Source organism: Corynebacterium callunae (assembly GCF_046592015.1).
Taxonomy (GTDB): domain Bacteria; phylum Actinomycetota; class Actinomycetes; order Mycobacteriales; family Mycobacteriaceae; genus Corynebacterium; species Corynebacterium callunae_A.
Map to the genome: position 1 here is coordinate 59,332 of NZ_JAWVOB010000012.1, position 24,027 is coordinate 83,358.

Annotated in this window: 14 protein-coding genes and 1 tRNA gene; 6 read left to right on the forward strand and 9 right to left on the reverse strand. The window is 56.2% G+C overall.

Going from position 1 to position 24,027, the window contains the following annotated elements; genetic code table 11:
* Nucleotides 1–9: 9 nt before the first annotated feature.
* Nucleotides 10–4,551: an ATP-dependent helicase gene (locus SFC07_RS12330; protein ID WP_411208609.1), complete on the reverse strand. Its 4,542-nt coding sequence runs from the start codon at nucleotides 4,549–4,551 to the stop codon at nucleotides 10–12.
* A gap of 34 nt (nucleotides 4,552–4,585) precedes the next feature.
* On the opposite strand from SFC07_RS12330, the gene SFC07_RS12335 reads away from it, so the two are divergent.
* The 4 genes from SFC07_RS12335 to SFC07_RS12350 are packed head-to-tail and all read left to right on the forward strand — an operon-like array spanning nucleotide 4,586 to nucleotide 6,882.
* Entirely contained in the window at nucleotides 4,586–5,344 is a 759-nt protein-coding gene (locus tag SFC07_RS12335) for a 3'(2'),5'-bisphosphate nucleotidase CysQ (RefSeq protein ID WP_411208610.1), read from the forward strand.
* A gap of 42 nt (nucleotides 5,345–5,386) precedes the next feature.
* The gene (locus SFC07_RS12340; protein WP_411208611.1) at nucleotides 5,387–6,184 is read left to right on the forward strand and encodes a thymidylate synthase; all 798 of its coding nucleotides are present in this window, start codon (nucleotides 5,387–5,389) and stop codon (nucleotides 6,182–6,184) included.
* On the forward strand, nucleotides 6,181–6,639 hold the full coding sequence (locus SFC07_RS12345) for a dihydrofolate reductase (RefSeq protein WP_411208612.1): 459 nt from the start codon (nucleotides 6,181–6,183) through the stop codon (nucleotides 6,637–6,639). The genes SFC07_RS12340 and SFC07_RS12345 overlap by 4 nt, the downstream gene beginning before the upstream one ends.
* 3 nt (nucleotides 6,640–6,642) lie before the next feature.
* The gene (locus tag SFC07_RS12350) at nucleotides 6,643–6,882 is read left to right on the forward strand and encodes a mycoredoxin (protein WP_411208613.1); all 240 of its coding nucleotides are present in this window, start codon (nucleotides 6,643–6,645) and stop codon (nucleotides 6,880–6,882) included.
* Here SFC07_RS12350 and SFC07_RS12355 read toward each other — a convergent pair.
* Complete coding sequence (locus SFC07_RS12355; protein ID WP_411208614.1) at nucleotides 6,879–7,142, reverse strand: hypothetical protein; 264 nt, start codon at nucleotides 7,140–7,142, stop codon at nucleotides 6,879–6,881. The genes SFC07_RS12350 and SFC07_RS12355 overlap by 4 nt on opposite strands.
* A gap of 122 nt (nucleotides 7,143–7,264) precedes the next feature.
* Here SFC07_RS12355 and SFC07_RS12360 point away from each other — a divergent pair.
* Nucleotides 7,265–7,337 (forward strand) — tRNA-Arg (locus SFC07_RS12360).
* 86 nt (nucleotides 7,338–7,423) lie between these two features.
* Here the strand turns inward: SFC07_RS12360 and SFC07_RS12365 are convergent.
* A complete protein-coding gene (locus SFC07_RS12365) occupies nucleotides 7,424–16,321 on the reverse strand; it encodes a fatty acid synthase subunit beta domain-containing protein (protein WP_411208615.1) in 8,898 nt (2,965 codons plus the stop codon).
* 272 nt (nucleotides 16,322–16,593) lie between these two features.
* On the opposite strand from SFC07_RS12365, the gene SFC07_RS12370 reads away from it, so the two are divergent.
* The gene (locus SFC07_RS12370) at nucleotides 16,594–17,418 is read left to right on the forward strand and encodes a glycoside hydrolase domain-containing protein (protein ID WP_411208616.1); all 825 of its coding nucleotides are present in this window, start codon (nucleotides 16,594–16,596) and stop codon (nucleotides 17,416–17,418) included.
* A 2-nt stretch (nucleotides 17,419–17,420) separates the two neighbouring features.
* Here the strand turns inward: SFC07_RS12370 and SFC07_RS12375 are convergent, their stop codons facing one another.
* The 6 genes from SFC07_RS12375 to SFC07_RS12400 all read right to left on the reverse strand — a co-directional run bounded on the left by SFC07_RS12375 (nucleotide 17,421) and on the right by SFC07_RS12400 (nucleotide 23,475).
* A complete protein-coding gene (locus SFC07_RS12375) occupies nucleotides 17,421–18,206 on the reverse strand; it encodes a hypothetical protein (RefSeq protein WP_411208638.1) in 786 nt (261 codons plus the stop codon).
* Nucleotides 18,207–18,322: 116 nt separating this feature from the next.
* Entirely contained in the window at nucleotides 18,323–19,972 is a 1,650-nt protein-coding gene (locus tag SFC07_RS12380) for a cation acetate symporter (RefSeq protein WP_411208617.1), read from the reverse strand.
* Nucleotides 19,973–19,978: 6 nt separating this feature from the next.
* On the reverse strand, nucleotides 19,979–20,320 hold the full coding sequence (locus tag SFC07_RS12385) for a DUF485 domain-containing protein (protein WP_411208618.1): 342 nt from the start codon (nucleotides 20,318–20,320) through the stop codon (nucleotides 19,979–19,981).
* Between the two features lie 380 nt (nucleotides 20,321–20,700).
* Nucleotides 20,701–21,576: an aldo/keto reductase gene (locus SFC07_RS12390; protein WP_411208619.1), complete on the reverse strand. Its 876-nt coding sequence runs from the start codon at nucleotides 21,574–21,576 to the stop codon at nucleotides 20,701–20,703.
* 91 nt (nucleotides 21,577–21,667) lie between these two features.
* Entirely contained in the window at nucleotides 21,668–22,024 is a 357-nt protein-coding gene (fkpA, locus tag SFC07_RS12395; RefSeq protein WP_015650683.1) for an FKBP-type peptidyl-prolyl cis-trans isomerase FkpA, read from the reverse strand.
* A gap of 134 nt (nucleotides 22,025–22,158) precedes the next feature.
* A complete protein-coding gene (locus SFC07_RS12400) occupies nucleotides 22,159–23,475 on the reverse strand; it encodes a citrate synthase (RefSeq protein ID WP_411208620.1) in 1,317 nt (438 codons plus the stop codon).
* Between the last annotated feature and the right edge of the window lie 552 nt (nucleotides 23,476–24,027).

Sequence of the window (24,027 nt, forward strand, 5' to 3'; positions counted from 1 at the left end):
ATCACTAGGTTATCGCCGTCCGAAGCCTCCACGAAATGGCCTTGGTTGATCATCAAAACTAATGGTTTCTGCCCGCTTTGTCTCCCTAAACTTCATGCCTTTGGGAGTAATCGACGCGAAGCTTCGGAACTCCTCCAGCAGCGGAGAATCAAAAACACTTTCTCCATTGATTTTTTCCACGGTCAAACGGTCATAGGTGGCCAGCGCCCGGGAAATCTTCTCGATATCTGGGTGGAAAACATTAAGAGTGCGCCCGCCGCGAGAGACATGCGCCAACAGGAGTCCGTCGCAAAGCACCACCATCGCACCCGCAGCGCGGTTTCCGGTCTCGGGCCACGGGAGCGCGGCGCCGTAGGGGTTGGCGGGGTCGGCCGCCGCGATGAGGTAGACGTCGGGGTCGGTGGCACCGGAGGGCCACCCTTCAACGTCGGGGGAATCGTCGTTGCCCCGGAGGCGGTCGATGATGGCGGGCGTGGAAAATTGCGCCGCGCCCAGACCTTCAATGAGGTAGCCGCGCATGGCTTTGCCGCTTTCCTCAAAACCCGAGAGCACCTTATAGGCCAGCGCGAAGCCTCCGACAACGTCTTCGGCAACCACGCTGCCGCGGGTGACCACGCCGTAGCGGTCCAGCCAGGCCTCGCCGTGCGCCACGGAGCGACTGGTCGCATCGGCGGGCTGCACCGTCAGCGACCAACGTCCGCGCATGTCAGGGGGCACTTCGGTGGAAAATGACGTGCGCGTACGCACCCGGGAGCGGCTCGGCCGACGCTTCGCTTTATGTGCACCTCCGGACGCAAGGCGCGCGCGAATCGGCGCGAAGCTGTCGGGGCTGACCACCCCAGCCTCCACCAGCCCCCAAATCGCCTCCTGCACCTGCGCGGCGGTATAGCCAAAATTCGCCGCCAGGATATCGCTAAATAAAAATCCGCCACCGGGCTTGAGCTGCTCCACCACCGCTTCCTGCAAAGGCGTCAAGCTTGTCGACGCCTCCCCGACCAGTTGCCCGGCGTAGTCAGCGGGCAACAAGGTGATCCAGGGGTCACGGCTGCCGGCTTGGCCGGCACCAACAATCAGCACCTCACCGTTAGCGGTGAGCTCATCCAAGTGCGCCGGGGAATAATCCACGCGGCTGGGCAACACCAAATCCTCCCAGGCGCTCGCCGGCAATCGCACCCCGGCGAGCTGCTCAATCACCGCATAGGTGCCATCCACCCCGCGCAGCGTCGGATGCTTGCCGACAGGCGCCACCTGCTGCCAATCCAGCAAGAAGCGCGCATAAGCCGATTGCGACACTGGGCGGGTTTGTTTCCGCGCGAGTGCGAGGCTGCGGCGGCGGATGATGCCCAGAACCTCCGTGGCGCAATATTCTTGTTCGGCGATGCCTTGTCGATAATGTCCTTCGGTGACCGGTGCTGAGCGCAAGAAGGTGATCGCTTGGGCGATTCCCAGGCCAAAGGCATCTGCGAGGTCATTTGCAACAAAGGGGCCTCGGGTACGTACCCAGCGATTGACCAGCTGTTCCATGGCATCGCTAATGGTTTCCACCTGTGCTGGGACTCCTGGAGGGACGGGGATTCCCAAAGCATCGCGCAACAGGGGTGCATCCAGAACCTGGGCAAGGTGCGGGCGGCCGTTAATCCGCACTGTCATTGCTCGATCACCCAGGTTGGGGTTTTCAAAAGTAATGTGTTCGCCCAGCTCATCCAGGGGAATTGGGCCTAGGATCCTGAGCGAGTCCGCAAGTTCCTCGTTATTTCTCGCCGCGCGATCTTTAGTCCTGCGAAGCTGGTCATGGACTTCTTGGATAATCTCCGGATCAAGTAATTGGCGTAGCTCAACTTCCCCCAGAAGCTTCGCCAAAAGCGTCGGGTCCAATGCCAGGGCTGCCGCGCGCTTTTCGGCCAGCGGGCTGTCCCCCTCATACATAAATGCGCCGGTGTAGTTAAACAGCAGGGAGGAGGCAAAGGGACTAGGCTGCTGCGTAGTGACCTCTGCGATTCGGACCTTCCTTAATTGCAGGTCAGAGATCAGCTCCTTCAGTGCTGGGAGATCATAAACATCCTGGAGGCACTCACGGACAGTTTCCAAAATGATTGGGAAACTGGGGTATTTACGCGCTACGTCCAGCAGCTGGGCAGCACGTTGGCGCTGCTGCCAAAGTGGGGCGCGCTTGCCTGGATTGCGCCGCGGGAGGAGCAACGCCCTAGCTGCGCACTCACGGAAACGGCTAGCAAAAAGCGCGGAGTTTCCCACCTGCTCAGTGACAATCTTCTCGATTTCATCCGCATCAAACATAAACAGCGCGGAGCTGGGTTCCTCCCCATCCGGAAGGCGCAGCACAATGCCGTCATCGCCAGATACTGCCTGGGCATCCATCCCAGTGTTTTCTGCGATTTTCGCCCCAATTGCCAGCGCCCAGGCGGCATTTACCCCACGTCCATAAGGGGTGTGCAATACAATGCGCCAGTCCCCTACTTCATCTTTGAAGCGTTCCAGCACCAGGGTTTTTTCATCGGGGAGGATGCCCGTTGCTTCCTCCTGTTCGCGGAGAAAAGCCAGCAAATTATCATGCGCCCAGCCTTCTAGACCGGAAGATACTGGATCAGCGAGGGTGGTGCGTCGAAAAGCGCCTAGGGCCTTGCCTAGCTCGGCGGGGCGCCCGGCAGCATCGCCGGTCCAAAATGGCAGGCGGCCGGTGTGGCCCGGTGCGGGGCTAACAATCACCTGGTCACGAGTGATTTCCTCAATGCGCCAACTGGAGGCACCGAGGGTGAAGACGTCTCCCACCCGGGATTCGTAGACCATCTCTTCGTCGAGTTCGCCCACCCGGCGCGGGCCATCGCCGATGAGGAACACGCCGAACATGCCGCGGTCTGGGATGGTGCCACCACTGGTCACCGCCACTCGCTGCGCGCCGGGGCGGGATTCGAGCATGCCAGAGACACGATCGAAGACCACGCGGGGGCGCAGTTCCGCAAAGTCAGTGGAGGGATAAACCCCGCTGACTAAATCAATGACCGAATCATAAACCTCCCGGGCCAGCTCCCTATAGGGATAGGATTTCCGCACGGTTTCGTACCACTGGTCGACATTAACATCCGCTATGGACACGGCCGCCACGGTTTGCTGTGCGAGCACGTCAAGGGCATTTTTGGGCACGTGAAGCTCCTCAATTAGCCCCTCTTTCATGCGCTGTACCGTCACCGCGGTTTGCACCAAATCGGCGCGGTGCTTCGGGTAAAAGGAGCCTATCGACGTCGCCCCCACGAAGTGCCCCGCGCGCCCCACGCGCTGCAACCCACTTGCCACGGACGGCGGCGATTCCACCTGGATGACCAGCTCCACTGCACCCATGTCGATGCCGAGTTCCAGGGAGGAGGTGGAAATAACCGCCCGCAGACGGCCTTCTTTAAGCATGGTTTCGGTAATGGCTCGCTCATCCTTGGATACCGACCCATGGTGGGCGCGCGCAATTACTTGTGCAGCTCCCGCGGTATCAGAGCCCATAACCTGTGCTGGTGGCCGACGCAGGTCCGGGTAAAGCGACTCGGGATCATGTTCCTGCGCCCAGATCTCATTTAACCTGCTGGTCAAACGCTCCGCAGAACGCCGGGAGTTCACAAAGACAATGGTGGACTTGGCCGACATGACCTGGTTATAAACCTGCTGTTCAATATGTGGCCAGATAGAGCCCTGGGTCGGTAGTGCAGATTCGCTTGTCAGCCCCAGGGGATCGTCGATGACATATTCCCCAATGGTGGAACCAGGTTCTTGGGTGGGCAGATCCGACATATCTTCCACGGGAACTGTGACGGTAAGTTCCCACTTCTTTTCCGCAGGTGGGGCCACAATGGTGACCGGGCGGTTACCTCCCAAAAATGAGGCCACTGTTTCCAAAGGGCGCACGGTAGCGGAAAGTCCGACTCTTTGCACCGGGCGCTTGGTGAGCATTTCTAGGCGCTCCAAGGTCAGCGCTAGGTGCACTCCCCTTTTGGTGCCTGCCATGGCGTGGATTTCATCAATAATCACCACGTCTACATCAGAGAGGATTGCTCCGGCCTTGGAGGTGAGCATGAGGTAGGCAGATTCCGGAGTGGTAATCAGAATGTCTGGAGCTTTGCGAACCTGGCGGGCACGCTCAGCTGGAGGGGTGTCTCCCGAGCGCACAGCCATGGTGATATTCGGCACATCAAGCCCCATTTTGGCAGCGGTGCGCGCGATTCCATTGAGCGGTGCACGCAGGTTATTTTCCACGTCCACACCGAGCGCCTTCAGCGGGGAAATATAAAGTACTTTCACCTTCCCACCTTTAACCGGAACTGGAGTGCCGGTATCTAGAACCGTTTGACCTGTTTGTTCGGTGAGCGAATTCAGCGCCCAGAGGAAGGCTGCGAGGGTCTTACCACTACCTGTTGGGGCTACAACAAGCGCATTTTTTCCTTCTGAAACCGCTTCCCAGGTGCCTTCCTGAACGGGGGTTGGCGCCGCAAAGACATCCCGGAACCACTCAGCTACTTGGGGACGGAATCGGGAAAGAACGCTATATGCCATGCCTTAATGTAACCAAACATCTAGGATTAATAACATGACTGCTCAGATTGATGATTCAATCCTCACCCACCGTCTAGCCCAGGGCACTGGTGAAATCCTTAAAGGTGTCCGCAATGTTGGCCTCCTGCGTGGTCGCAATCTCGGCGACGCTGGCGATGATCTAGCCCAAAACTGGATTGCTCGCGTTTTGGAGCAACACCGCCCTGATGATGGTTTCCTTTCGGAAGAAGCAGCCGATAATTTAGACCGCCTGTCCAAGGACCGCGTCTGGATTATCGACCCACTAGATGGCACCAAAGAATTTGCCACCGGACGCCAGGACTGGGCCGTACACATCGCCCTAGTAGAAAATGGCATCCCCACCCACGCCGCCGTTGGCCTGCCTGACCTCGGAGTGGTCTTCCACTCAGCAGATGCCCGCGCAGTGACCGGCCCTTATTCCAAGGTCATCGCGATTTCCCACAACCGCCCGCCAAAGGTGGCCCTGCACTGCGCTGATCAGCTTGGTTTTGTTACCGAAGCGCTTGGCTCCGCAGGTGCCAAGGCCATGCACGTATTGCTCGGTGATTATGACGCTTATATCCACGCCGGTGGCCAGTATGAATGGGATTCTGCTGCTCCGGTTGGCGTCTGCAAGGCTGCAGGTTTGCACTGCTCTCGTTTGGATGGCTCCGAGTTGACCTATAACAATAAGGACACCTACCTTCCCGATGTCCTTATTTGTCGCCCCGAGCTGGCCGAAGACCTTTTGAAGATGTGCAAGGACTTCTACGAGGCAAACGGGTCCTACTAAAGGGGTGTGCTTCAGAAGTCGTTCAGGTATAGCATTAGCCCCATGACTGTTACCCCTTATGAAGATCTCCTAAAAAAGATTGTTGAAGAGGGCTCCCACAAGGACGACCGCACTGGCACCGGCACCACCTCGCTTTTTGGCCAGCAAATCCGTTTTAACTTAGCGGATGGTTTCCCCCTCCTGACCACCAAGAAGGTGCATTTCCACTCGGTGGTCGGCGAGCTTTTGTGGTTCCTTCGTGGCGATTCCAATGTGAAGTGGCTGCAGGACAATAACATCCGCATTTGGAATGAGTGGGCCGATGAAGATGGCGAACTCGGCCCCGTTTATGGCGTGCAGTGGCGTTCTTGGCCCACCCCCGATGGCCGTCACATCGACCAAATCGCAGGTGCCCTTGAGACCCTAAAGACCAATCCAAACTCCCGCCGCAATATTGTCTCCGCGTGGAATGTTTCTGAGCTGGAAAACATGGCACTTCCCCCCTGCCACCTGCTCTTCCAGTTCTACGTAGCTGATGGCAAGCTTTCTTGCCAGCTTTACCAGCGCTCTGCAGACATGTTCCTCGGCGTGCCTTTTAATATTGCGTCCTACTCTCTGCTTACCCACATGTTTGCCCAGCAGGCAGGCCTGGAGGTTGGCGAGTTTATTTGGACCGGCGGCGATTGCCACATTTATGACAACCACCGCGAGCAGGTTGCCGAACAGCTTTCCCGCGAGGCGCGACCTTACCCAACCCTGGAACTGCGCAAGGCTGATTCCATCCTCGACTACACCTTCGAGGACATCGCCGTCGCAGGTTATGATCCCCACCCAGTGATCCGCGGCAAAGTCGCCGTATGATCGGGGCGATTTGGGCTCAAAGCCGAAATGGTGTCATCGGCGATGGCCTCGGCATGCCCTGGCACATCCCCGAAGACCTTAAACACTTCAAGGCCGTTACCCTCGGCCAACCAGTGATTATGGGCCGCCGCACCTGGGAGTCGCTGCCTTTCAAACCACTTCCCGGCCGCGACAACCTCGTGCTTTCCACCCGAGAGCCCGGCGAGTGGTCCCAGGGCGCCAGCGTCATCACCGAAATCCCCCAAGAGGGCTGGATCATTGGGGGCGGCGAGGTCTACCGCGCCACCGTAGGTGCCGCTGACGTGCTTGAAATAACGCTTATCGACGTCGAAATAGAGCTTCCTAATGCTGTATTCGCCCCCGAAATCCCGGAGGATTTCCATTTGGATAAAGAATCTGAATGGCAAGAATCTGGCGACTACCGCTACAAATTCCTCCGTTATATTAAGGACTAAAAAATGAGCAATGTAACCATCTACGCCACCGATTGGTGCCCCTACTGCGCAGCATTGCTTCGCGGACTTAAAGGCCAGGAATTTGATCTCATCGACGTTGATCGTGATGAAGAGGCCGGTGAATGGGTGAAATCTGTAAACAATGGCAACCGCGTGGTTCCCACTGTCCTGTATTCAGATGGCACCCATGCCACTAATCCCCCAGCTGCTGAGGTTATTGCCAAGCTTGAGGCTTTGGCTTAATCATCACCAAAAAGGTCAGCCATGTCCTCGGGAGAAAGATCAGTGTTTACGCCGGCAAAGCTTGCGGAGTAGACCTGCTGCAAATATCGATCACAAGCTGCACTCAGTTGCTTTGCATCGTATTTGTTGAGCAGCATAATGCGCCGTGAGCTGCCATCATCGTCTACTTCATCAATAGCCAGGACCGGAATATTATCCTTAGTGATTTGGTGAACAGCGATGGCTCGGCGTTGTACATCATGAAAAGCAGGCTTCGACATGGCCACTCCCAATAAAGTTAAGTTAATAGTTAACTTGTAGCTTAGCTGTTTGTTTTGGGACCGGATGTAAAATTGCCCCCTCTTTTTTCTCCCAGATTCCAATGTTGTAATCTAGTGCTATTGCCTTGGTAGCTCAGTGGATAGAGCACCGCTCTCCTAAAGCGGGTGTCGGAGGTTCGATTCCTCTCCAGGGCACAAATAAAATCCCCCTGACCAGCAAGTTTAATTACTTGCCAGGCAGGGGGATTTATTAATTGCCGGGGGCCGAAGCCCCCGAACCTTTATGCCCGGTAGGTACCGTCAGCACCGAGGCGAGCGTCGGCGTCGATAAGCATGTTGATCTCGGCCTGGTGTGCTCCCTTTTCAGGGAGGCGGCGTCCTTCAACCTGCTCGAACAGTGGAGCACGGCCAACCATGCCGGCCTCCAGGCGGTTAGCACCGGCGCGCAGACGCTGGGTAGCGCGCTTGCGCCATTCCTCAACGTCGCGGCCTGCGTTGCGCAGTGCCTGCTCGAAGACACCGCTGGTTGCCAAGACAACCACGGCAGCAACGTGACCGAAGCCAAGGGAGGTCAGTGCAGCAGCCTTAACGGCACCTGCACCGAGGTCCAGTGGTTCGCGCAGCCAGACGAAGTTCTCGCCCTTTTCTTCCATCTCTGGATCAACGCAGTCCAGGGATGCGTTCTGTGGCAGCTTGCCGGTCTCTAGGACAGAGATCAGGCCACCGATCTGGAAGAGTGCAGCACCGCCCTTTGAGTGTCCGGTGAGGGACTTCTGGGAGATGATGAACATTGGGTTGTCAGCTTCGCGTCCAATGGTCTTCCACAGCAGGGTGTGCAGCTCGGACTCGTTTGGATCGTTGGCGTTGGTGGAGGTGTCGTGCTTGGAGATCACGCGCACGTCATCTGGGGTCAGACCCATCTTCTTCAGCTCGCGAGCCAGGCGGGAGTTCTCGCCACCGCGAGCTGCACCCAGAGCACCCAAGCCTGGAGCAGGAATGGAGGTGTGTGCACCATCGGCGTAGGACTGTGCGTGTGCCACCACTGCCAGGACTGGAAGTCCCATATCAGCGGCCACAGATGCACGAGCCAGCAGGACGGTACCACCACCGGCAGCTTCGAGGAAGCCACCGCGACGGCGGTCGTTACCGCGGGAGATGAAGCGAGGATCGATACCCTTGTCCAGCATGGCCTGAGTCTCGGCAGTTGCATTCATATCGCCGAAGCCGGTGAGGGATTCAACCTGAATGTCATCGATACCACCGGCGACCACGAAGTCAGCCTTACCCAAGCAGATCTTGTCAACGCCCTCTTCCACAGAAACTGCGGCAGTAGCACAAGCAGCAACTGGGTGGATCATCTGACCGTAGCCACCAACGTAAGACTGCATGGTGTGTGCAGCAACCACGTTAGGCAGGGTCTCCTGCAGGATGTCGCCCGGACGATCCTGACCCAGGAAGCGGTTCACAAAGAGCTTACGCAGGGACTGCATGCCACCAATACCGGTGCCCTGGGTGGAGGACACATCGGCTGGGTGCACGGACTGCAGCAACTCAGCAGGGCTGAAGCCGGAGGACAAGAATGCATCCACGGCGGTAACCAGGTTCCACGCCGCGATGTTGTCGAGTGCATCGAGCATGGAGGCTGGAATGCCCCACTTGGCTGGGTCGAAGTCGGTAGGCAGCTGGCCTGCAACGGAGCGGGTCAGGGTGGCCTTGCGTGGCACGAAGGAGGTGGAGCCCTTCTTCTTGGTCACGATCCACTCGCCCTCAACCTCTTCCACAGTTGCGGAAGCATCGGCATCAACATAGGCCTGAGCTTCTTCAGCGGAGGTCACGGCGAAGGAGATGTCGCGATCGAGGAAGACCTCGGCTGCGTCCATGGAGCCACCGTCTACCAGGAAGGCATCGTTGACGAGCTCGCGGATACCACAACGGGCCACAACCTCATCGCGGAAACGCTCGTAGATTTCTTCTTCAGGAACTTCGGTGCCGTCAGCGTCGTACCAAGCTGGCTTTGGATCTTCATTCCAGGAGATCAAACCCATCATCCAAGCAAGTTCCAGCACGCCAGCGGCGGTAAGCTCTACCGAGCCATCACGCTGGATGCCGTACTCAGCTTCAAAGCGGGTACGTCCGGAGCCCCAGGAGGAGATTTCGCCCACGCCGACCATAACGACCATATCGTCAAGGTCAGTGGTGACCTCACCAACCTGAACGCCAGCTGCCTGCTCTGGGTGCTTAGGTGAAGGCAGTGCCTTGATGGTCTCTGCCTGCTCCGCAGCTTCCGAAGCAGCATCTGCTTCGAGGGAAGCAGCCAGCTCAGCGATGGAGACGCCACCGGAAAGTCCACCGGTGAGGTCATAATCGATCGGAGCTTCCAGCGCCTTGGCGCGGGATTCAGCAGATGCTAGTCCCAGCAGCTCGGAGGAGATCTCTTCAGGGGTGTAAACGTGGATGCCCAGCTTCTCAGCTGCTGGGATAAGAACGTCATTGCGTCCCATCAGGCCGGTACCTGCAACCCAACCAATACGAGCCTGTGCCAGGGTGACAAATTCAGGCCAGCCGGTCTCGGAGCCCCACTTGGCCAAGATGGCATCAAATGCTGCCTTGACCTCGCCGTATGCACCGTCGCCACCGAACATGCCGCGGTTTGGTGAACCTGGCAGCACCACGTGGACGCGACCGTCAACACCGCGGGAAGCCAAGTTGGCAAGACCAGCGATGGTGCGCTCAACAGACCACAGCAGCAAACGTGCCTGGTTTTCAGCCTGTGGGCCGGCATCGGCCAAGGAGCCGGAGACGGAAGGAGCTGCGAAAGGATAAGCCAGGGTTGGGGTCAACGCAGGCTTGGTCACGGTCACTGAGCCACCGACGGTAACGCGCTGCTCATTGCCGATCCAGTCGATCAGAGCATCAACGTCGCGGTAGGAGGACATGTTCGCAGGAACAATCCACAGCTTCGCATTTGGTGAAGCGTGGTTTGCGTAGAGCTTGCGGGCATATTCCTTACGTGCCTGGGACACATTGGAGGCGGTCATGATCACGGTTGCACCCTCAGAGAGCAAACGTGCAGCTACAGCACCTGCAATGGACTCAGGAGCCGCGCCGGTAACCAGCGCAACATCATCAGCGTGAGGCTCAACCGCTGGCTGTGCAGCCAGCTTGGCAACCTCGGTCAGGGTGGCAGCCAAAGCGGCATCTTCTACGTGGTCAGCCCACCAAGTTGCCTGCTTTTCGACGGTTGCCCCGGTGCCAATAAAGCGCTCAACAGCGATTTCTGCACCATTAGCCAAGCGAGCCAGATCCTCACGAGCAGATGCCCAACGGTCATCAAAGAGGATGGCGCGATCAGCGGAGAATACTGGGGTTACCAGCTTCAACCAACCGGTGCCCAATTCAGCCTCAACGGCGTCATAAAGCTCGGTGTCGATCTCTGCGCCCTCAACCTGATCCTTGGCGTCAAGGCCAAGTTGGTTTAGGATGCCGCGGGCGATATTTGCCAGCACGCCATCTTCGCCGGTGACGGTGGAAGCATAAGCATCCAGAGCAGCGGAGTCCACTACCCCACCAGCAGCAGCGCTTCCGGAAGACATGGAGACGTTGGTGCCATTGGCAGCTGCCACATTCTGCACAGCTGCATCGATGAGGGAATCAACCTCACCCTTATTTGCAGCAGTTGCAGGCAGGGTGCCCAGGTCGCCACCGCGGACGGATTCACCTTCGCGAGTACCGAGCAGCAGCTCAACCTCAACGTAGGCAACCCAGCTTTCTGGAAGACCCCAGGTGCCGGTGACACGATCGCCAACATAGGAGGTCTTCAGGCCTGCTGCACCGGTGAGGGTACGCAGACGTGCACGAACGGTCTCGGAAAGAACTGGACCAAAAGGCTTGTAGCCCGGCGCGGCGGTAACCACACGGCCCTTAAGGGTTGCCACATCGGCATCCGCAGCACCATCAATGGTTGGTACGGAAAGCTCGGTGGACATATCCATGAGCATCTGGTTACGGCGGGAGGACACACCATTGGTCAGGGTCTCAGAGGTATCTGCAGCAGTGATCTGATCAATTTTGATCTTGTTCTGTACTGCGAAGAGAACCATGATGGCGTTGGCTGCATTGAACTTCAGTTCAGGTGCATTGCCCACAGCTACTGGTGCGGAGGCAGGGGCTGCTGCTACTGGTGCTGCTGCTGCAACTGGTGCTGGTGCTTCCTGAACTTCCGGTGCTTCCTCTTCAACCTCAGCGACTGGGGCCTGGCGGACGTCGTTAAGCATAACGGTGTCCTGGTCGCGCTCAACGTTAAAGACTGGGCGGTGCTCGCCAATAACGTCCATGGTGCGCAGTGCCAGGTTGGTCAGGGTTGGGGAGGCTGCCAAGCCGACCTCGATGATCTGCTCGACGTTGTCGATGATCAGCGCCTGGGTTTCAATCCAGCGAACTGGGGATGCGAACTGCCAGGAGAGCAGCTCGATCAGCAGGAGACGAGCCAGGGTGTTCTCGTCGGTGTCTGCAACCTTGAGGCCCTTGAGGCGCTCGGAAGGAACCACTGCGAGGATGGCGTCGACAAAGTCCTGGGTGAGCTCGAAGGGGCGAGCAACCAGGTTTGGAATGTAGCGGCCACGCAGCGCATCGATATCGATGGTCTCTGGGAGCAGCTCATCCAGCTTCTGGGCGAAGGCAGGAACACCTGGGCGCAGGACGCTGGAGTGGAATGGGACGTCGATGCCTGGGATGTTGACGTAAGCACGTGGGTTAGCAGAAGCAGAAGCCTTAAGCGCCTTCAGTCCTGCCAGGGTGCCGGCCACTGCATACTGCTGGCCATCAACGTTGTAGTTGACGATCTGGAGGAATTCGCCGGATTCTTCCGCAATGCGGTTAACCCAGTTTTCTACCTCGGTGGCAGCAACGTTGATCATATTCGGACGGAATGCAGCCAGGCCGTAGTTGGAACGACCCTGGGCATCGCGAGGCACCAGGGAGTGCATTGCGGAACCGCGGGAGAATACGACGTCAATAACACCTTCTAGTTCGAAGATATTGCCCAGGGAAGCCAGTGCGGTGTACTCGCCGAGGGAGTGACCTGCGTAGAGGGAATCCTCAACGATGGCGTTGGCTGCCTGCAGACGAGCAGTCTGTGCGTAGGCAACTACAGCCAGTGCGACCTGGGTGAACTGGGTGAGGTTTAGAACGCCAGCTGGGTGCACGAAGGTGATATCGCCCACCTTGAGCTCAGTTGGGTTCTCATCGATAACCTGCTGGATGGAGAAGCCGAGGTTTGCGCGGGTGTGCTTATCAGCACGCTCCCAAATTGCACGAGCCTCTGGGCTGGCGGTGCGGTCGCCCTGGCCCATGCCCTTGGCCTGGATACCCTGGCCTGGGTAAACATAAGCGGTTGCAGGTTCGCGCAAGAGAGCCTGGCCACGGGAAACCACGTTGCCATCAATGCGGCAGGTGACCTCGTAAGCAGGCTTCAGGCCTGCGCGGCCAACACGCTCGACGGTGATATCAACAACGTCATTGAGCTGAACCATGCCGTACATGGAGTAGGTCCAACCAATAACCTCAGAGCCCAGACCTGCAAGGTGCTGTGCGGTTGCAGAAAGCCACATGCCGTGGACGAGGGCTGCATCCAGGCCAACGAGCTTTGCTGCGTTGTCGGAGGTGTGAATTGGGTTGTAGTCACCGGACACCATGGCAAATGGGGTCATATCTGCAGGTGCGGAAACAGTTGCTTGGCGGATGAAGGAACGTGGAGTTGGCTCCACTACCTCATCGCGAGCGCCATAGGCATCTGCCTGGGAGGCCATTTCGGTGGTGGTGATGCGGCCACGGATTGCAAAGCGGGTAACCAGCTTGGCTGCAACTTCGCCCTTGGTGGTCAAGGTGATGCGCACGGTCACGATACGTCCGGAGGAGGATTCCTCGATGGAGTCGGTACGAGCCTCTACGTCGATGGTGCGGCCATCGGCCAGCTCCTCGAGTGGGATACGCAGGTCAAGGAGGTGATCAAGGTGAACTGCGTTGAGCAGACCCTCGATGACGGGGTAGCCGTCGGAAAGCTTACCGGTGCCCAGCGCGGCGTAGATGGCTGGCCAGCAAGCGCCCATGAGCACGTCAGGGGTGCCCACGTTGTGCTCCTCGAGTGCAGCGCCGGTGACGGCGGTGTGTGCTGCAAGCAGGTGTGCCGGGAAGGTGAAGGAATCGCGGACCACGCCGAATGGGGATCCATCTTCTTCCGCAACTGGCAGGGCCTTGATCTCATCGCCAGCAGCGGAGACGGAACCAACGCCGGCAACGCCAGCAAGCAGCTCGAAGACAGAATCAGGCAGCTTCTCGCGGGAAACTACTGGGGAGCCACCAGTTGCTACGGCATCGCCGAGTTCAACTGGGATGTCAACGTGCTTAACCAGGTATGGACGCTGCTCTAGTGGCAGGTCATCGAAGTAGGAGTCAGCCAGGATGCGGATGATCCAGTAGCCATCTTCCTCGATGAGCTCAAAAGCGCCTTCCTTAAGCACATGAGCTGGGTTGTCAATGAGGTTGCCGTGCCACACAATGTGTGGGGTGGCCAGCAGGAATTCGCGCTCATCCTTAGCTGCGTTGAGACGGGAGTAGATCTCCACTGGCTCTTCGTCGAGTGCTTCCACACAGGCAGCTTCGAAGCGGCCAAGCAGCTCTGCAACTGGCTCATCAACGCGGTCAATACCGGCCACGGAAACTGGGCCAGGGATAACGCGAACTTCGCTCGCGCCATAACGGGAGTTCTGGGACTGCCATAGGGTGTCCAGGCCCCACCAACGTGCGAGGTCGGCGTCGATAGCAGGGACCCAAGGCATTGGCTTGTGGTGCTTGCGGCACAGACCGATAAACCACGCGGCGTCGCGCGCGGAGACCTTAATCTCGCGGGCATTCGGGTAGGCGGCAAGAAGCTTTTCGACGGCTGCCTGCTCGTCAGCAACAGATTCGAGATCTGGGAACAAGGTGGTGATGGCGCCGTGCTCAGCCTCGTTGAGGCGAGCCTCAATGCGGTGGACCAAGTCAAAGAAGCGATCATCCCAGGTTGGATCCTGAGTTGGGTAAGCAAGCTCAACCCAGCGCTCGATCCACTCTGCGTAGGTCATTTCCTCGACCTCGCCGAAGTATGGCTTGGAGGTCTTGTTGATGGCAGCGATCAGCTCATCGCGGTGATCTGCATAGTCATCAGAATCGATGGAGGAAATCAGGCGGGATGCTGCTGCGGAGTCATTGTCCAACTCGTACATATCAGCATGGAGGTGGGAAAGACCAGAGGTCACGCCACCGCGGGAGAGGCTACGGCCAACCCAGCCACCGGCATCCTGAGGATCAACACCGGGGGTATCAACCAGTGCTTGCTTAACCTGTGGAGAGGTGGTTGCTTCCTTGGTTGCCATTGCAGCAGTACCAACGAGGATGCCGTCAACTGGCATCTTGGGGTAGCCGAGGTCCTTGGACCATTCACCGGTGAGGTAATAAGCAGCCTTTGCTGGGGTGCCGATACCGCCACCGATTACTACGACCACATTCTTGCGAGCGCGCAGCTCAGCGTAGGTGGTCAGCAGCAGGTCATCGAGGTTAACCCAGGAGTGGTGTCCACCTGCGTGGCCATCTTCGATCTGGACAATGATCTTGGTATCAGGGTTGGCATCAGCGATCTTGAGTGCTGCGCGGATCTGATCCACGGTGCCTGGCTTGAAGGCAACGTATGGGAAGCCGTCTGCGTTGAGGTCCCTGATCAGCTCGGTTGCTTCCTCAACCTCAGGAATACCTGCGGAGACAACAACACCGTTGATGGAGGTACCGGTAGCACGTGCCTTGGAGACGATGCGCTGTGCACCGAACTGCAGGTTCCACATGTAGCGGTCAAAGAACATGGAGTTGAACTGTGCGGAACGTCCAACGTTGAGCAAGGAAACAAGCTTTTCCTTGTTGCCGGTGAAGACCTCTTCGGAGTACTGTCCGCCACCGGCCATTTCAGCCCAGTGGCCAGCGTTTGCTGCTGCGGCCACGATGGCTGGGTCAACGGTGGTTGGGGTCATACCAGCCAAGAGGATTGGAGAATAACCAGTGAGGGTGGAGAAGCCGGTGATGACCTTGAGGTCACCATTTGGCAGCTTGACCAGCTTAGGAGCGAACTCTGACCAGTCCTCAGCGGTGGGGATCTCAAATCCTGGGCGGGCCAGGTTATCGCGCTCTGCTGCAGAAAATGCTGGGACCAGGGTAATGCCGGTGCCATCGAGCAAAGGCGCGGTGAAGCGGCTTACGCCAGCATCGAGGGAGAGAACGTAATCAGCCTTGAGATCAGCGATCTGCGCTACCCAGTCACTTGGCTTGACCAAGATAGCCTCTGCAAGGGTGCGGGCATCAACATTGAGGCCACAAGCTGCGGACCATTCCACTGCCTTATCGGCTGCTTCCTGCATGGAGGAGTGGTGGAAAGGAATTGCCACGTCTAGGTAATCAAACTTAGGTTCTGCAAGGGAGCCACCCTTGCGCTTTTCATTGATGTCTTCGTTGTAGGCATCGGCTGCGTGCTGGAGTGCTGCTGCTGCCTTCTTCAACGCCTCTGGCTTGCCGGAGACAACAAAGTGAGTGCGAGCGTTGCGCAGGGAAACCTCTACCCCATCAACCTCTGCCACTGCTGCTTCAACCAGCTCGCGGTTCAGGCCACGCACGGAGAGCATATGTGCACCCTTGCCGGCGTACTGGGACGCTGCGGTGCCGAGCAGGATAGCGAAGGCAAGAACGTCTTCTTCATTGTCAACCGCTGCAACGCCCAAGATGCCCTGGGAGTGGCCGAGGCGGGTGGCCTTTGCTACATCGAGACCCAAATCGCGGAGCTGACGAGTAGCAGCAATCTGGCCCAGCAGGATTCCCGGAATGGACACTGCTGGCTGTGGATCGATATCCGCGCCAATTTCAGCGTTCTCGTGGGTCAGTGCTTCCAAGCGCGCCAGGGAGCCTGGGACAATGGATGCGATCTGACGTGCATAGGGGGCAGTCTTGGCACGTGAACGAGACAAAAGCTCACGCAGGTGGGTGGCAGTGATGTGATCGTCGCTAGCGTCAGCGATCACCTGCTGCCAGGCGGAAGCCTGACCGGCGTAGAGAATTGCTGGCTCTTTGAAAGAGTGCAACGGCGTCAGTGAAGAAATACTCACGAATTAAAGCTCCTAAGTCTTGGATGGCACAGATGTCCCATGACCACTTACGTATGCGTAGGTTACGTGAGCGTAACTGAAATAGATGACTAAACCCTCATGTTTTTCTGTCAGTTTCCAGTTTCCGCAGGAAACTAAGTTCTTTCGTGAGGAAGATCACAACTTGATCACGGTCATTTGGGAGTTTATGTCAGTCCCCTAGCCCTTTAGTGGCGCTGTTGTTATTGTTAACCACTGTTATAGGTGGGATTCAAGAGAATATTGGGAGATACATGGACGCACAATTTAACCGCAGAACATTCCTCAAGGGCGCAGCGGGCGTGGCAACCATCGGCGTGGCCAGCCTTTTTGCACCCCAGGCACGCGCTTTGGGCCCGATTCTTGGCACCGTCATCGACTACGCAGCCGGCGTTCCGAGCGCAACCTCCATCAAAAACGCAGGTCACCTCGGCGCCGTGCGCTATGTATCCAACCGTCGCCCCGGCACCGAATCCTGGATGATCGGCAAGCCGGTAACCCTGGCGCAAACCCAGGAATTTGCTCGGCTCGGCCTCAAAACCGCTTCCGTGTACCAATTTGGCAAGGGCGACACCGCCGATTGGAAGCAGGGTGCAGCCGGTGCTGCCACCCATGCCCCACAGGCGATCAGCCTGCACGTAGCTGCCGGCGGCCCCACCAACCGCCCGATTTACGTGGCTATCGACGACAACCCCACCTATTCGCAGTACACCAGCCTGATCCGCCCTTATCTACAGGCTTTTAAGGTAGCTCTCTCAGCAGCGGGCTACCAGCTGGGCATTTATGGCAATTACAACGTCATTGACTGGGCTATTAATGACGGCCTAGGTGAATTCTTCTGGATGCACAACTGGGGATCCAATGGTCAGATTCACCCACGTACCACCATCCACCAGGTCCGCATTGACAAGGACACTCTTGATGGAGTGGGCATTGACATCAACAATGTATATGCCAGCGACTGGGGCCAATGGTCCCCCGGCGTTGCAGTTGAAACCCCTGCTGGAGAAACCCCAGCGGTTCCGAGCACTGAAACCTTCAATCAGCTGATCAAGATCCTCGGAACTCTATCTAGCTAGTTTTACTCAGATATGACCTCATCCAATTGGTTTTGCACCAATTCGGTGAGGTCTTCTTTTGATCCAGTTACTGCTGCTGCGACCACAAAGTCTTCCCCAAAACTAATGGATGAATGCAGCATAAGGTCGTCAGACCAACCCCACTTGGTTCCCTCTACCCCAGGTAGTGTCACAGTTCCCCAGTCTTGGGGATAACCATCGGCTGCTACCTCTGTGGAGTTTTTCATAGCCTGTAAGATCTTGGAGTTTTTATCCTTTTTGATCACCTCTGCCAGGAACTTAGTTAAGTCATAAGTAGAGGTCATGGCATAGCCCCAGCGCTCTGCTCCCCTGGTGGATAACAAGCCATATTTATCGGCGGTGCCATCAATGGACTCTGGGTACTTTTCATAAAGCAGCTGTGCCGCTGCGTTTGATGAGGTACTGATCATTTCCACTGCCAAGGACTGCTCTGCGGCGGTGCCGTGTTCCATCACATAATCTGCGATATAGAGCTTGCTCAGGCTTAGAGCTGGGCGCGCAAAACGCTCGGTTGAGGTGCCAGTATGGAAATCACTATCCAAGCTGAGATAAGTCACCTGGGAACCGGTGGAGTTCTCAATAAAACTGCTGTATTGGCTATCCGCTACTGCCACCGTGGTGGGTGGGGTGGTTTCAGTCGTTGCCGAGGTAGTCGTTGCTGTGGCGCTCGACGCACTGAAGGCGACGGCGGTTGAAGAATCATCTTCACTGCTAAAAGCAACAATTGTTCCCCCTACTACCACCGCAGCGAGAACCAATGTAGATATCTGCCACCCGCGGTGGACAGTGGAAGTTCTTGACACGTCGAATAATACTACTGCATAAAAGAACCACCTCTACTCACGAGAAGTAGAGGTGGTTATTTATGGGTGTGCAGAGTTAATTAGTGATCAACAGCTGCTTCGACGCCCACGCCGGTGAGGGAACGAACTTCCATCTCAGCCTGGAGGTCTTCCATGTTGTCTGGCTTACCAACCAGGGTGCCAATCCAACCTGCAATGAATGCAGCTGGAATGGAGATGATGCCTGGGTTGGTCAGTGGGAAGAGATCCCAGCCGCCGCCATCAGAAGGAATCATGGAGGTTGCGGTACCGGATACTGCTGGGGAGAAGAAGATCAGGACCAGAGCGGTGATCAGGCCGGTGTAGATTGCGGCCACTGCGCCGGTGGTGTTGAACTTCTTCCAGTACAGGGAGTACAGGATACAAGGCAGGTTTGCAGAAGCTGCGATTGCGAATGCCAGTGCCACCAAGAACGCAACGTTCTGAGACATTGCCAAGATGCCGAGCACAATGGAGAGCACGCCGATAACCACGATGGTGATTCGGGAAACACGAACCTGCTCAGCTTCGGTGGACTTACCGTCGCGAAGCACTGCGTCGTAAATGTCGTGGCCGACAGCTGCAGAAGCGGTGATGGCAAGGCCAGCAACCACGGCAAGCACGGTTGCGAAGGCAACTGCGGAGATCAGCGCCATGAAGATGGAGCCACCGAGCTCAAGTGCAAGCAGTGGAGCTGCTGCGTTAGCAGCACCTGGAGCCTTCAAGATGCGGTCTGGTCCAACAAGTGCAGCAGCACCATAACCAAGGACCAGGGTCATCAGGTAGAAGGAACCGATGAGGATAATTGCCCAGGTAACAGACTTACGTGCTTCACGTGCGGTAGGCACGGTGTAGAAACGCATCAAAACGTGAGGCAGACCTGCGGTGCCGAGCACCAGAGCGATGCCGAGGGAGATGAAGTCAAGCTGGTGGGTAAGGTCAACGCCGTACTTGAGGCCTGGCTCCAAGATGGCGGTGGCTTCGTAGCCCTTGGTTGCTGCAACTTCAGATGCTGCGTGTGCTGCGACTGCCTCGTCGAGCAGGGTGGTGATGCCGCCCTTAACTGCAACGAAGGTCCAGATGGTCATGATCAACACGCCACCGACCAGCAAACAAGCCTTAATCATCTGGACGTAGGTGGTGCCTTTCATGCCGCCGAGAAGAACGTAGGCGATCATGACAATACCGACGATGCCCACAACCAGTGCCTGCCACTTGAACTCGTGAATGTCGAGGAGCACGGACACGAGGGAGCCGGCGCCTGCCATCTGCGCAATCAGGTAGAACAGGGAAACGAAGAGGGTACCAAAGGCAGCTGCCACACGAACTGGCTTCTGCTTCAGGCGGAAGGACAAAACGTCTGCCATGGTGAAGCGGCCCACGTTACGCAGTGGTTCAGCAACGAGCAGCAGTGCAACCAGCCATGCGACGAAGAAGCCGATGGAGTACAGGAATCCGTCATAACCGGTCAGTGCGATAGCACCGACGATGCCGAGGAAGGATGCTGCAGAGAGGTAGTCACCTGCAATTGCCAGACCATTCTGGGTACCGGAGAAGGATGCGCCACCGGTGTAGAAGTCAGATGCTTCCTTGGTGGTCTTGCCAGCACGCATAACGATGGTCATGGTGACGACAATGAAGATAACGAACACGGAAATGTTGAGGATTGGGTTTCCGGTGTCTTCTTGTGCAAGAACAATGGTGGAATTCATAATTGCTTAGCCCTCCATCTTTTGGCGGATCGAAGTTTGGAGCGGCTCGAGGTTTTTGTTCGCATAAAGGATGTAAATGTAGGTAATCGCAAAGGTCGTGATGAACTGTGCGATACCGAAGAGCACTCCGATGTTGATTGCGCCAAACACTGGGGTACCCATCCAGTCAGAGGCAAAGGTTGCCACCAACACGTAGAGGATGTACCACACAAAGAAGGCGACACTCATGGGGAACGCAAAGCTGCGGAATTTGCTGCGAAGCTCGCCAAATTCAGCGCTGGCTTGCATCTCTCGGAATTCTTGGGGAGTCGGCTGGCGACGCCCCGGGACGATCGGACTGGAGCTCATTGGAATTTCATCTCGCTTTCATATCCCTCGAGCGGGGATGTAGTGAGCTGTTGCTGGAAAATATTGTTGGACTTTTCTAGCTACAAAAGTTCTTCATCACATCTGGCCGCCGAACGCCAAGTATGTTGTCGATCACAGCTAAACGTGTGAATGTGAAGTTACCTAACTCACATTGCAATGAGATAGCGATTGAGAAAACTCTTATCCCCCCAATACACCCGGATCCCCGAAAAAATAGCCATTACCTGCATTTATAAAAGTTCCCGATCTACCCCCAAAACTACCCTTTCTTAAGCTTTTGCAAATCTTGTTAACGTAACCTTGTAATAGTTAACGGGCTTCACAGCCCGTCAACTTCTTCACTTTTTGGCTACTATTGCTTAACTTTGATTTCCAAATACCAATGGATCACCATATTTCCGACCCATTCCAGGCTCCTCATCAATTGAAAGCATGGTGGAAATTTCCGCTTCCGAGAGCGTCACCCCGTGAATATCAAGGTTTGAAATTAGGCGATCTCGGTGTGCTGATTTCGGAATCGCCACGCATCCCAACTGCACTAGCCAGCGCAAAATGATCACCGATGCCGGCACTTCATGAGCCTGCGCAATAGCCACAATTTTGGGATGCGTAAGCAGCTCCCCCTTTGCCAAAGGTGCCCAGGCTTCGGTGATAATTCCCATCTCATCATGTAGCGCGCGAAGCTCTGGCTGACTAAAACCAGGATGCAATTCCACCTGATTTACCGCTGGCGTAATGCCCGTTCCACTGACCAAATCCCGCAAAACTTCAGGATAAAAATTTGCCACACCAATGGATTGCACGTGTCCAAGCCCCTGAATCTTGGCCATGGCCTCAAAGGTCTCCTTATACAACCCCTGCGAAGCACAAGGCCAGTGGATGAGGTACAAGTCCAAATAGTCCAGCCCCAGCGCATCCAGGGAACGATTAAACGCCTTATTTACGCCTGCAGTCCCCTGCTCGTCATTCCAGACCTTGGAGGTGATAAATAGATCATCACGGCTTACTTCACCGGCCTTGATGGCGTCATTAATCGCCTTTCCCACCACTTCTTCATTGTCATATAGCGTTGCGGTATCAATATGACGATAGCCAATTTCAAGCGCCTCGCGTACTACTCGATAGGCATGCTCTCCGGCCAGTTTCCACGTGCCCAGCCCCAACTGCGGAATTGCAGATCCATCAATGAGGGTGCGGGCTGGGGTGCTAAATTCATATGTGCTCATAGCGCCCATTCAACACCACTTTGAGGTGCTTTTCGACGAAAAGAGCAAAAGCAATGCCCTCCGTGGGAAATTCCACGAAGGGCATAAAACTTATTGAGATTTAAGCGCTGATGAGGTCAATGATGAAGACCAGAGTGCGACCCGACAATGGGTGTCCGGATCCCTCAGGGCCATAAGCAGCCTCTGGTGGGATGGTGAGCTGACGACGGCCGCCAACCTTCATGCCTGGAATTCCCTCTTGCCAACCAGCGATGAGGCCATTGAGTGGGAACTGTGCGGTCTGTCCGCGATCCCAAGAAGAGTCGAATTCTTCACCGGTCTCGAAGTCAACACCAACGTAGTGAACCTCTACAACGCCGCCTGGCTGTGCATCTGCGCCTTCGCCGACGATGATGTCCTTGATGACGAGGTCCTCTGGTGCTGGACCAACCTGTGGCTCAATTTGTGGCTTTTCCATGTGAATTACATGCTCCTTGAAAATCTCTAAGTTTAGGTCCGAACATGACAATGGCCGGAACCATTCTCTGCCATTATGGCAGATTTATAGGCTCCGGCCGAAGTCGAGATGGGCACGAAGGCTCATCGCAGTGCTTAGCGCTCCTCGCGAGGAACAACCTTGCGTGGGGTGTTTCCGGTGTAAATCTGGCGTGGGCGGTTGATCTTTGCGCCTGGTGCGCCGAGCTGCTCGCGGTAGTGAGCGATCCAGCCTGGGAGACGACCGATAGCAAAGAGCACGGTGAAGAAGTCGGTTGGGAAGCCCATAGCGCGGTAGATCAGGCCGGTGTAGAAGTCAACGTTAGGGTAAAGCTTGCGGGAGATGAAGTAATCATCAGCCAGTGCAATCTCTTCCAGCTTCAGAGCCAGATCCAGCAGGTCGTCGCCACCGAGGTGCTCAAGAACCTCGTGTGCAAGCTCCTTAACGATGGCTGCACGTGGGTCGTAGTTCTTGTAGACGCGGTGTCCGAAGCCCATGAGGCGGACGCCGTCTTCCTTGTTCTTAACCTTGTTCATGAACTCGGTTGCGTCGCCACCGTGGTTGCTCTTGATGTCTTCAAGCATCTCGAGAACAGCCTGGTTTGCGCCACCATGCAAAGGACCGGACAGAGCGTTGATGCCGCCAGCGATGGAGACAAACATGTTGGCCTGTGCGGAACCGATCATGCGAACGGTGGAGGTGGAGCAGTTCTGCTCGTGGTCAGCGTGGAGGATGAGCAGCTTGTCCAGAGCCTTAACCATGACTGGGTCAATCTCATAAGGCTCGGTTGGGTAACCGAACATCATGCGCAAGAAGTTCTCGCGTGCGTTAAGGGAGTTATCTGGGTACATGTAAGGAGCACCCTTGCGTGCGCGGTGTGCATAAGCTGCCAGCATTGGCACCTTTGCCATCAGGCGAACGGTAGCCTTGTCCAACTGAGCCTCATCAAGTGGGTTCAGCTGATCCTGGTAGTAGGTGGAAAGAATGTTCACCGAGGAAGCCAGGGTGGCCATTGGGTGTGCATCGCGTGGGAATACGTTGAACTGGGACTTGAAGTCCTCATCCAAAAGGGTGTGGTGGCGAATCTCGTCGTTAAACTTGTGTAGTTCTTCGACGGTTGGTAGCTCACCATTGATGAGAAGGTAAGAAACCTCGTTGAAGGTTGCGTTCTCAGCGAGATCAGCAATGTCATAACCGCGGTAGCGCAGAATGCCCTGGTCACCATCGATATAAGTGATCTTAGACTCGGTGGAGCCGGTGCTGACATAGCCTGGATCGAAGGTAACGAGACCAGTCTCAGCGAGCATCTTGCCCAAGACAACACCATTGTTGCCTTCGGTAGCCTCGATGATGTTCATCTCATACTCGCCACCGGGGTAGTGAAGTACAGCCTTGTTGTTATCAGTAGCCACGATATCCCTTTCAAACTTCATTGTTCGATTCACTCCGGGTTACGGAAGTAAAACCGTTTAAAATTAACCAACTTGGATGCGCCGATCGCATACAGGTTTAGTGCTCGGCACACATAAAATCCCAATCCGGTTCGGTTAACACGCTATACCGACAAATGCAGTTTAGCCATCTCCCAGATGCGAGCCACATCCTCCAACGGTGCATTGTGGAGACCTATTCCCCACCCCTTCTCTGTGAAGAAGTGTAAGAATATTAGTGGCCTTGGGTTGTGCCGTTTTACAGCTATTTAGTTCTTCAGGTGCAGTACCCGTTGTTACAGCTTCAAGTAGTTAAGCAGTCCCAATAAGTAGTTTCAAACAGCACGCACCGAGTGGAACAGTGCACAGTTTAGCAAATCTTGTGATGTACACTACACCTTTAGCGGTTTTTGAGACTTTTCCCACGTTAACACCTTGGCTTTTCGTGGAAACATAGTGATATTTGCAACTTTGGGAAGTTTCTTTACAGAAATTGTCAGGTCACCCCCAAATTGGTGAACCGTCACCTATTAACTAAAAGAATTTCGGGAAAGC